Genomic DNA, 9,764 nt, shown 5'->3' with positions numbered 1-9,764 from the left:
GACCGCGGACAGGCGGGTCAGCAGGCCGGTGTCCCAGCCCAGGCCGATCGCCACCACCGCCAGCAGCGCGGCCACGCCCAGTACCCGGCGCAGCACATTGCCCAGGCCGAGGCGGGCCTGCAGTGCACGGAACACGCGGCCGCCCACCCACACCGCCAGCGCCAGCGCGGTGACTGCGCCCAGCGCGTAGGCCAGCAGCAGCGAACTGGTGCCGGCACTTGCGCCGTTCAGGGCGGCGCCGGTCAGCACCAGGCCGAGAATCGGGCCGGCGCAGGGCGCCCACAGCAGGCCAGTGGCGATGCCGATCAGCAGCGAGGTCCATGCGCCGCCACGGCCGGCCGCATCCGCGGCGTCAGCGCGCGCGCTCAGCCGCGCACCGATGCGCTGGAACGGCGCCAGCAGATGGTCGGCCAGTGTCGGCCACAGCAGCGCGATGGCGAACACGGCCATCAGCACCAGTGCCACCCAGCGGCCGATCTGGTTGGCCTGCGCCACCCACTGGCTGCCGACCGCGGCCAGGCTGGCAACCACGGTGAAGGTCAGTGCCATGCCCAGCAGCAGCGGCAGGGTGCTGCGCAGGAAAGGACGATCGGCGCGTGCGAACACGAATGGCAGCACCGGCAGGATGCACGGGCTGAGCAGGGTCAGCACGCCCCCGAGATAGGCAAGCAGCAACAGCAGCATCATCACGCTCCCGAAATGGGGGAAGAACCCAGCGGCACGCGCCAGCCGCCAGCGGCGTCCTGTTGTGCAGCCCCGGGAATGAACGCCATCGCGGCGCCGTTCATGCAGTAGCGCAGTCCGGTCGGGCGTGGGCCGTCGTTGAACACGTGGCCGAGGTGGCCGCCACAACGACGGCAATGTGCTTCCACCCGCAGCATGCCGAAGGTGGTGTCACGGTCCTCGCCGATGGCGTTGTGCAGCGGCGCCCAGAAGCTGGGCCAGCCGGTGTGGCTCTCGAACTTGGTGGACGACGAGAACAGCGGCAGCGCACAGCCGGCGCAGGCGAACGTACCCTGCCGGTGTTCCTTGTTCAGCGGGCTGCTCCAGGGGCGTTCGGTGGCCTGCTGGCGCAGCACGGCATACTGCGCCGGGCTCAGCAGCCGACGCCACTCGGCATCGCTGCGGGCCACCTCGAACTGTCGCGAAGGCCGTGCCTCGGCAGCGGCGGGGGCAGCGCGGCTGCACGCGCCCAGGCCCAGCAGGCCGGCGGCGGTGACAGCACCGCCCAGGCCCAGCAGATGGCGGCGGGTGAGGGACATGGTGGACTCCGGGAAGGGGCGACGGGGTCATGCTGCGCCCCCTCCGGTCAACGAATCCTCACGCAGGATTCAATTTTTCGTGAGGTATCCACGCCGCTCCCGCGCCACAATGCGGGCAGCCTCCCCACTGGCCCGAATCTGCCGATGTCCGCCAAACGTGTCCTGATCGTTGAAGACGATGCCCATATCGCTGACCTGCTGCGCATGCACCTGGGTGATGAGGGCTATGAAGTCGCGCACGCCGCCAGCGGCGATGCCGGCCTGCGCCTGATCGAACAGGAAGGCCCGTGGGATGCGCTGGTGCTGGACGTGATGCTGCCGGGCGTGGATGGCCTGCAGGTCTGCCAGCGTGCACGCGCGATGGCGCGCTATGTGCCGATCATCATCATCAGTGCGCGCGGCAGCGAAACCCAGCGCATCGTCGGCCTGGAACTGGGCGCGGACGACTACCTGGCCAAGCCCTTCTCGATGCCGGAGCTGGTGGCACGCGTGCGTGCGCTGCTGCGCCGCGCTGAAGCCATGGCACAGAACGCGCGCATCGATGCCGGGGCGATTGAACTCGGTGGGCTGCGCCTGGACCCGGTCGCGCGCACCGCCGCCGTCGATGGCAATGCACTGGAACTGACACCGCGTGAGTTCGAGCTGCTGCTGTTCTTTGCCCGCCACCCGGACCAGGTGTTTGCGCGGATGGAACTGCTCAACCAGGTCTGGGGCTACCAGCACGATGGTTACGAGCACACGGTCAACACCCACATCAACCGCCTGCGCAGCAAGATCGAGACCGACCCGGGCAATCCACGGCGTCTGCTGACGGTATGGGGGCGCGGCTACAAGCTGGTCGACCCGGCCGGGGCGGCAGCATGATCAAGCCGAACCTGTGGCAGAAGCTGGCGCTGGTGATGTCGGCGCTGATGCTGATGTGCTGCATGGCGCTGCTGGCCTGGCAGATGCGTACCAATACCCGGCATGAGCAGGAAGTGGTGCAGCGCCTGTCGCTGGGGTTGGCCGAGCACATCGCCCAGCGCAGTGAGCTGATGGACACCAGCGGCATGCGCGATGCGGCGGTGCGCGCCTTGTTCGGCCAGCTGATGGCGGTCAACCCCAGTGTCGAGGTGTACCTGCTGGACGACCAGGGCCGCATCCTCGGCCACGATGCGCCCAGCGGCCACCTGATGCGCAGCCAGGTGGACGTGGCACCGCTGCGGCGCCTGCTGTCCGGCGCGCCGCTGCCGATCCTCGGTGACGATCCACGCAGCACGGATGGTCGCAAGGTGTTCAGTGTCGCGCCGCTGGTGGTGCAGGGGCGGCAGGCCGGCTACGTGTACGTGGTGCTGGTGGGCGAACACCGGCAGATGCTGGCCGATGACCTGGCCGCTGGCAGCCAATGGCACACCACGCTGTGGTCGGTGCTGTTGATAGGCGGGCTGGGCCTGCTTGCCGGCCTGGTGGCCTTCTACTGGGTGACCCGGCCGCTGCGCCAGGTCACCCGGCGCATACAGGCCTTCGACATCGACGCACCGACGCCACTGCCCGCGCCGGTACCGCTGCGCGCGGGCGAGCGCGATGAGCTGAAGATCCTCGAACATGCCCATGCACAGATGGCACAGCGGCTGGGCGAACAGTGGCAGCAGCTGCGCCAGCAGGACCTGCAGCGCCGCGAACTGGTGGCCAACATCTCGCACGACCTGCGCACGCCGTTGTCCTCGCTGCACGGTTACCTGGAAACGCTGGCACTGAAGGAAGCCACGCTGTCGCCGCAGGAGCGTCGTCGCTATCTCGGTATCGCGATTGCGCAGAGCGCCAAGGTCGGCCGTCTTGCCCGCGCGCTGTTCGAGCTGGCGCGGCTGGAACACGGCGAAGTGCGGCTGGAGTGGGAAGTGTTCGCACTGCCGGAACTGCTGCAGGACGTGCTGCAGAAATTCGAGCTGGCCGCGCAGGCGCGTGGGCAGCGCCTGCATGCTGAGTTCCCGCCGGGCTTGCCGCTGGTGCGTGCCGATCTCGGTCTTGTGGAGCGCGTGCTGACCAACCTGCTCGACAACGCGCTGCGCCATGCGCCGGACGGTGGCAGCGTGCAGGTGCATCTGTCGGCACTGCCCGACAGTGTGCAGGTGGCGGTACAGGACGATGGCCCCGGGGTATTGCCGGCGCTGCGTGGGCAGCTGTTCCAGGCGCCGGCGGCACTCGGGGCACGGCGTGGCGAAAACGGCGGGCTCGGCCTGCTGATCGTGCAGCGCATCGTGCAGTTGCATGGCCGGCGCATCGAGCTGCGCGAAAGCGAGCAGGGTGCGCTGTTCGTGTTCGCCTTGCCACGCGCGGATGCCGAGACGAACTAGACGTCTTCTGCCGGTGGCGCGATACCGCTTTCCATCGGCAGCAGCAGCCGGATGCAGGCACCACCGAGCGCCGAATCAGCCACTTCCACGTGGCCGCGATGCTTGTCTGCCACTACCTGCACCAGCGCCAGCCCCAGCCCGAAACCCGGGCTGGCCTGGTCCAGCCGCACGTAGGGCTGCAGCACCTGGCTGCGCAGTTCGACGGCGATGCCGGGGCCGTCGTCCTCCACCTGCAGGCACAGCCATCCCTCGTTGAGCGTGCTGACAATGCGGATCTGCCGGCGCGCATAACGGAGCGCGTTGCCCAGCAGGTTGCGCAGCGCCAGTTCCAGCATGTGGCGGTTGACGTTGACCAGCCCTGCCGGTGACAGGTCCTGCTGCACGGGTATCGTCAGTGGGGCGAACTGGTCGACCACCCCACGCACCAGTGCGGCCAGCTGCAGGCGTTGACGGGTGAGCTGATGGCAGCGGCCGAGTGCGGCGTATTCAACGCCGGCGTCGGTCAGGTGCTGCAGCCGATCCACATCGATGCGCAGCCCGGACAGTGCATCGCGCTGGGCGTCATCCAGTCCGGTTTCTTCCAGGTCCGCAAGGCCGAAACGCATCCGTGCCAGCGGCGTGCGCACTTCATGCGCCACCGCCTGGGCCAGCACGCGCTGGCTTTCCAGCAGCAACTGCAGCTGTTCGGCCATGTGGTTGAATGCCTTGGCCAACGGCCGCACCAGCGCGGTACTGGCGCGCGGCGCGCGGCTGTCGAGCTGGCCATCGCGCATCCGTCGCGCGGTCTGCGCCAGCTGCGAGACATCGCGCCACAGCCGGTAGACCATCACGTACATCGGCAACGCCACCGCCACCATCAGGATCAGCAGGATGATGGCCACGCCGGAGGCCTCGCTGTCCTGCCATCCTTCTTCGGGCAGGGCCTGGTCCAATGGTCCCAGGATCAGCGCACTGCTGCTGTTGCCGACACGCTGCAGGCTTTGCATGCTGTCCAGTTCGATCTGCACGTGTCCGTTGAGCAACCCCTTGCGCTGTTTTGCCGGCAGTATCGCGGCAGCCTCGGTCAGCGGCAGCAGCTGCAGCGGATAGGCGAAATCGCTGTCCAGCTGTTGTGCCAGGGCTGGCCACTGCGCCGGTGGCGTTTCGGCGAAGCGATGTTGCAGCATCGCGTGTGGGCCGCGCATTTCCGCCTGCAGGCTGGCCTCGGTGCGGTCTTCCAGCAGCGCATCCCAGGCCCACAACCCGGCGACGATCAGCAGAAGGTGGACGACCAGGAAGCCGATGCCGTAGCGCAGGAAGTGGAAGGCGTGGCCACGCATGGCCGAAGATGGGTGCTTCATCCCCATGCCGATCGGCTGAACAGGTAACCACGGCCGCGCACGGTCTTGATCCGCTCGGGCTGTTCCGGGTTGTCGCCCAGTTTGCGCCGCAGGCGTGAGATGCGCGCATCGATCGAGCGGTCCAGGCCATCGAAGGCGATGCCGCGCAGGCCGCGCAGCAGCGCATCGCGGTCGAGGATCTGCCCGGCGTTGCCGGCGAGCAGGAACAGCAGGTCGAATTCGGCGGTGGTCAGCTCCAGCAGGCGGCCCTGCAGATGCACGTTGCGGGTGGACGGGTCGATGCTCAGTTCACCGAAACGCAGCGCTTCATCGCGTGGCTCGACCCGGCGGTGGCGGCGCAGATGGGCGCGCAGCCGGGCCAGCAACACCCGCGGTTCGATCGGCTTGCCGATGTAGTCGTCGGCGCCCAGTTCCAGCCCCAGCACCTGGTCGATGTTGTCGGTACGGGCGCTCAGCACGCAGATGATCCCGTCATAGTGGGGCCGGATCTGCCGACACACTTCGAAACCATCCTGGCCCGGCAGGCCGATGTCGAGCAGGACCAGCGCCGGCTTTTCGCTGAGGATCCGGGCGATCGCGCGCTGGCCGCAGCGCTCATGGGCGACCTGGTAACCGTGGCGCTGCAGGTAGTCGCTGACCATCGTGCCCAGCCGAGCGTCGTCTTCAACCAGTACGATATCCAGCATTTACAAGGCCTCCGGGGCGCTTCCGTACCGCCGTGGCACGAGCGCGGCGATGCTATCCCAGCTGTCGGGCCGCCCGGGTCCTGGGGGCGGGCGCCATTCAGCCGGGGTTGCTGGCGCACGGGCCGGGCCTCAGGCCGGGCAATGACTTGGCTGCAGCGTAGCAATCCGGTTGTTACAAAACGTTACGCAAGGCGCGCCTGCGGTGACGGTCGCTGACAGCGCTACGACTGACGTGGCGCTCGGTGGGGCGGAGCATGGCAGCTCTCCCCATCCGCGTGCCGCCCTCATGCCGTCCGCCTCCTGCCCCGTGCTTTCCCTTGATTGCCATTGCCATGGAGGCCAGCGATGAGCGGCGTGGTCGGGGCCTGGCTGCCGCCTGCCGACGACGAGCAGCTGCTGCAGCAGCTGGCGCCGATGCTGCGGGCACTGCAGCAGCGCGGCCGCGGTCGCATCGGTTACTGGACCGATGCCGACGCCGGTTTGGCCCTCGGTCATTGCCGTGCGCCGACCGACATGCCGTTGCAGCCGCTCAGTTCCAGCTGTGGGCGCTACGTGCTGTGCCTGGATGGCCGCATCTACAACAGGGCGGCGCTGCAGTCGCAGCTGCGTGATCTGCCGCGCAGCTGCACCGATGCACGCCTGCTGCTGCAGGCCATCGTCGAGTGGGGCGTGCAGCGTGCGCTGTCGCGCATCGAAGGGGCGTTTGCGTTCAGCGTCTGGGACCGCCACGCGCATGAACTCTGGCTGGCGCGCGACCCGGTCGGCGAACGGCCGCTGTATTACGGGTGGTATCAGGGCCAGTTTCTGTTCGCTTCGGAGTTGAAGGCGCTGCAGGCCTTCGCCGGGTTCGCTCCCAGCATCGACCAGGATGCATTGAGCCTGCTGCTGCGCCATGACTATGTGCCCGCGCCGCATACCATCTATCGCGGCATCCACAAGCTGGTGGCCGGGGCGATGCTGCGCGTGGATCTCAACGACCATGCCGCCGGCGGATCAACGCAGGCGACGCAGGGAGGCAATCGCTACTGGTGCGCGCGCGATGAGATGCAATCAGCGCTGCAGGAGCCGTTGCAGCCGGCGCCCAGCCTGGAGCAGGCCACCGACCAGTTGGAGGTGGTGCTGCAGCAGGCGATCGCCGCGCGCATGCATTCACCCGTGGCCTGCGGTGCGTTCCTGTCCGGTGGTACCGATTCGTCGCTGGTGGTGGCGATGATGCAGGCGCAATCGGCGTTGCCGGTCGAAGCATGGACGGTGGGTTTCGATGACCCCGGTCACGACGAGAGCGACTGGGCCTCGCAGGTCGCCCGCCATCTGGGCGTGCATCACCACCTGCACAGGATGGACAGCCGGCAGGGCCTGGATCTGCTGCAGCGCTTGCCGCAGGTCTGGTGCGAACCGTTCGCCGATGCCTCGCAGCTGCCCACCTTGCTGGCCAGCGAGCTGCTCGGCGCGCGCAAGCCGGTGGCGCTGACCGGCGACGGCGGCGACGAACTGTTCTTCGGCCACCCCAGTTATGGCCGCGCGTTGCGCAATGCGCGCCTGTGTGGTGGCCTGCCGGACTGGGTGCGTGACCTCGCGCGGCGTGGCAGCAGCCGCTTGAACGTCGAGCGTGGTCGTCTTGGCGGTTGGCGTGCATTGGTGGCCGAAGTGGCGGCCAACGATGTGGAGGGGCATTACCTGCAGCGCGTCACCCGCTGGCGGCAGCCGACCCAGGTGGTACTGGGCGCACGCGAGCCGGCGACGATCTTCCAGCAGCAGGACACCGCACTGCCGGCAGAAGCGCGCATCCAGCTGCTGGATTTCCGCATGGATCTGGCCGAAGGCATCCTTGCCAAGGTCGACCGCGCCGGCATGGCGGCCGGCGTGGAAACGCGCTCGCCGTTGCTGGACATGGAGGTGGTGCGCCTGGCCTGGCGCCTGCCGCAGCACCTGAAATACCACGACGGTGAGCACAAGCGGATCCTCAAGCATCTGCTGTCGCGCTACCTGCCCGCGCCGCTGGTCTATCGTCCCAAGCGCGGTTTCGGCCCGCCGATGGCGCGCTGGCTGGCCGGCCCGCTGCGTGACTGGGCGGAAGCGCTGCTCGACCCACAACTGCTGCGCAACCAGGGCTGCTTCGATGCGGTGCGCGTGCGTGCGATCTGGGAGGCGTTCCTGCGCGGCGAGCGCAAATGGCATACGCACCTGTGGAACGTGTTGATGTTCCAGGCGTGGTACCAGCATTGGCACGGCAACCGCGGGCGCTGAGTATTCCTTGCGCGACGGACTCATTCTGCGCGGCACAGGGCGGAGGCCCTTGCGTGCGAATGTCCTCCGGCGCCGGCCGTTGGCCGTCACCTCCCCCTTTACTTCGCACGCAAGGGCCTCCGCCCTGCGTGGGGAGATCTTCGGTGGCCTCAGGAAAGCAGCGATCTGCGCGCCTGGTGCCGCAAGCCGAGCGTCGTCGTGGCCGGTAAGGGTTTGGACAAAGTAAAGGAGGAGGGGGCGGCCGCAGGCCGGCGCCGGGGGACATTTGCCCAGGCCCCTACCTGCCCCGACGGGGCCCTTCAGCTCGCAGAGACCCGGACGAAGACGCGCTCCAGAATCCAGATGCCAGGCAAAAAAAGACCCGGCAGAGGGAGGGATCTGCCGGGTCCGGATTGCATGGGGGGAGGGACCCATGCAATGAGCGTGGGCGTCGCGCCAGTGGCTGTTGCCAGTCGCATCCGCCGTGCATTTGTATTGATGCAATGCAGCATACGCCGATCATGCGGCATTGCAACAAAAATCATCAAGGCACCGTCTCCGGCGCCTTGATTCCTTTCAGATCAATGGGTTGATCAGGCGGCAGGGCCGCGATAGCGGCAGCCCGAGGTGCAGGTTTCGTGCACCGTGATCTCGCTCAATGCCGGCAGGATGGGCTTGAGCTCGTTCCAGATCCACACCGCCAGATTCTCGCTGGTCGGGTTCTCCAGGCCGGGGATGTCATTGAGGTAGTGGTGGTCCAGGCGGTCGTAGATCGGCTGGAACGCCGCCTTCACATCGCCGAAATCCATGATCCAGCCGGTCTGCGCACCCGGCTCGCCCTCGACCTTCAGTTCCACCCGGAAGGAGTGGCCGTGCAGGCGCGCGCATTTGTGCCCCGGCGGCACGTTGGGGAGGCGGTGCGCCGCCTCGAGCATGAAGACTTTGAAGATTTCCATGTCGCGATTGTACGCCGCAGGCGCCCGATCAGCCCGGTCCCGCGTTGTTCTTCCGTGAAGAAATTCTTTCCATCCGGATGAAGAGATGATAGTTTCTCTTATATCCGTATGAAGAGATGTTATTGGCCGCAGCCCGGCCAGGCATGGATTACTGCGGAACTTACCTCGTCCTTCCACTACCTCCCCCACATCGTCATGCCCCAGCACACCCTGCTCGTGGCGGCCCTGGCCGTCGCTCTGGCCGCGCCTTTGTCTGCCGCCGCCGAAACCACCGCCGACGCCAGCGGCGAAGCCAGCACCCTGGCTGCCGTGCGCGTCACCGGTTCCAACATCAAACGCGCCGATACCGAAGCCTCCAATCCCGTGCAGGTGATCGGCCGCCAGCAGCTGGAACAGACCGGCAAGGCCACCGTGGCCGATGTGCTGCGCTCGATCTCCGCCAACACCGGCAACGCCAGCAACGAGACCACCAACAACGGTTGGGCGTCGGGCTCGGCCGGCATCGGTCTGCGCGGCCTCTCGCAGAAGAACACGCTGGTGCTGCTCAACGGCCGTCGCCTGGCCAACTACGGCTTCCCGGCCGGCGGCCTGTCGGACACCTTCGTCGATCTCAATGCGCTGCCGCTGGTGGCCGTCGAACGCATCGAAGTGCTCAAGGACGGTGCATCTGCGGTGTACGGCAGTGATGCAGTGGCCGGCGTGGTCAACATCATCACCCGGCAGAACTTCGAAGGCGCCGAGATCGGCGGCAGCTTCGGTGGCGCCGACCAGGGCGGCCTGCACGAGCAGAACCTGAAGTTCGTCGGCGGTCTGGGCGACATCGACAAGGACGGCTACAACATCCTCTTCAGCCTGCAGGCCTACAACCGCGAGCGACTGGACCAGGACGAGCGCAACCTGACCAAGAGCGGCATCTACAGCGACCAGCCCGGCGGCCGCTGGAACGGCTGGTCGGCCAAGG

At 67.5% G+C, this 9,764-nt stretch carries 8 protein-coding genes and 1 pseudogene; 4 read left to right on the top strand and 5 right to left on the bottom strand.

The annotated features are described in order from the left end of the window. Positions 1-684: cytochrome c biogenesis protein CcdA (locus DBR20_RS22530; RefSeq protein ID WP_308812592.1), on the bottom strand; the 684-nt coding region annotated here is incomplete at its 3' end. A gap of 2 nt (positions 685-686) precedes the next feature. Further along, a complete protein-coding gene (gene msrB / locus DBR20_RS02310) occupies positions 687-1,262 on the bottom strand; it encodes a peptide-methionine (R)-S-oxide reductase MsrB (RefSeq protein WP_108265049.1) in 576 nt (191 codons plus the stop codon). A 144-nt stretch (positions 1,263-1,406) separates the two neighbouring features. On the opposite strand from msrB, the gene DBR20_RS02305 reads away from it, so the two are divergent. Beyond that, a complete protein-coding gene (locus tag DBR20_RS02305; RefSeq protein ID WP_025878436.1) occupies positions 1,407-2,126 on the top strand; it encodes a response regulator transcription factor in 720 nt (239 codons plus the stop codon). Further along, positions 2,123-3,595 (top strand): HAMP domain-containing sensor histidine kinase, encoded by a 1,473-nt coding sequence (locus DBR20_RS02300; protein WP_108265048.1) that lies wholly within the window; start codon positions 2,123-2,125, stop codon positions 3,593-3,595. Before DBR20_RS02305 ends, DBR20_RS02300 begins: the two co-directional genes overlap by 4 nt. Here DBR20_RS02300 and DBR20_RS02295 read toward each other — a convergent pair. Together DBR20_RS02295 and DBR20_RS02290 are read right to left on the bottom strand one after the other, a co-directional pair. After that, on the bottom strand, positions 3,592-4,935 hold the full coding sequence (locus DBR20_RS02295; protein WP_108265047.1) for an ATP-binding protein: 1,344 nt from the start codon (positions 4,933-4,935) through the stop codon (positions 3,592-3,594). The two genes, DBR20_RS02300 and DBR20_RS02295, sit on opposite strands and share 4 nt — an antisense overlap. Continuing rightward, positions 4,932-5,621 (bottom strand): winged helix-turn-helix domain-containing protein, encoded by a 690-nt coding sequence (locus tag DBR20_RS02290; protein WP_099821602.1) that lies wholly within the window; start codon positions 5,619-5,621, stop codon positions 4,932-4,934. Before DBR20_RS02290 ends, DBR20_RS02295 begins: the two co-directional genes overlap by 4 nt. Positions 5,622-5,966: 345 nt before the next feature. On the opposite strand from DBR20_RS02290, the gene asnB reads away from it, so the two are divergent. After that, the gene (gene asnB, locus DBR20_RS02285; protein WP_108265046.1) at positions 5,967-7,868 is read left to right on the top strand and encodes an asparagine synthase (glutamine-hydrolyzing); all 1,902 of its coding nucleotides are present in this window, start codon (positions 5,967-5,969) and stop codon (positions 7,866-7,868) included. 572 nt (positions 7,869-8,440) lie between these two features. On the opposite strand, the gene queD is transcribed toward asnB, so the two are convergent. Then, on the bottom strand, positions 8,441-8,803 hold the full coding sequence (queD, locus tag DBR20_RS02280; protein WP_108265045.1) for a 6-carboxytetrahydropterin synthase QueD: 363 nt from the start codon (positions 8,801-8,803) through the stop codon (positions 8,441-8,443). A 195-nt stretch (positions 8,804-8,998) separates the two neighbouring features. On the opposite strand from queD, the pseudogene DBR20_RS22525 reads away from it, so the two are divergent. Further along, positions 8,999-9,764 (top strand): annotated as a pseudogene (locus DBR20_RS22525) (TonB-dependent receptor plug domain-containing protein); the annotation flags it as partial.

The organism is Stenotrophomonas sp. HMWF023 (assembly GCF_003060985.1).
Taxonomy (GTDB): domain Bacteria; phylum Pseudomonadota; class Gammaproteobacteria; order Xanthomonadales; family Xanthomonadaceae; genus Stenotrophomonas; species Stenotrophomonas lactitubi.
Note: the sequence above shows the minus strand (reverse complement) of the source record. Positions and strands in the feature narration are given on the sequence as shown.

Excerpts from the sequence above, each read along its gene's own strand:
- msrB (WP_108265049.1), bottom strand. The coding sequence starts at position 1,262 with ATGTCCCTCACCCGCCGCCATCTGCTGGGCCTGGGCGGTGCTGTCACC.
- asnB (WP_108265046.1), top strand. The coding sequence starts at position 5,967 with ATGAGCGGCGTGGTCGGGGCCTGGCTGCCGCCTGCCGACGACGAGCAG.
- DBR20_RS02290 (WP_099821602.1), bottom strand. The coding sequence starts at position 5,621 with ATGCTGGATATCGTACTGGTTGAAGACGACGCTCGGCTGGGCACGATG.
- DBR20_RS02295 (WP_108265047.1), bottom strand. The coding sequence starts at position 4,935 with ATGAAGCACCCATCTTCGGCCATGCGTGGCCACGCCTTCCACTTCCTG.
- queD (WP_108265045.1), bottom strand. The coding sequence starts at position 8,803 with ATGGAAATCTTCAAAGTCTTCATGCTCGAGGCGGCGCACCGCCTCCCC.
- DBR20_RS02305 (WP_025878436.1), top strand. The coding sequence starts at position 1,407 with ATGTCCGCCAAACGTGTCCTGATCGTTGAAGACGATGCCCATATCGCT.
- DBR20_RS02300 (WP_108265048.1), top strand. The coding sequence starts at position 2,123 with ATGATCAAGCCGAACCTGTGGCAGAAGCTGGCGCTGGTGATGTCGGCG.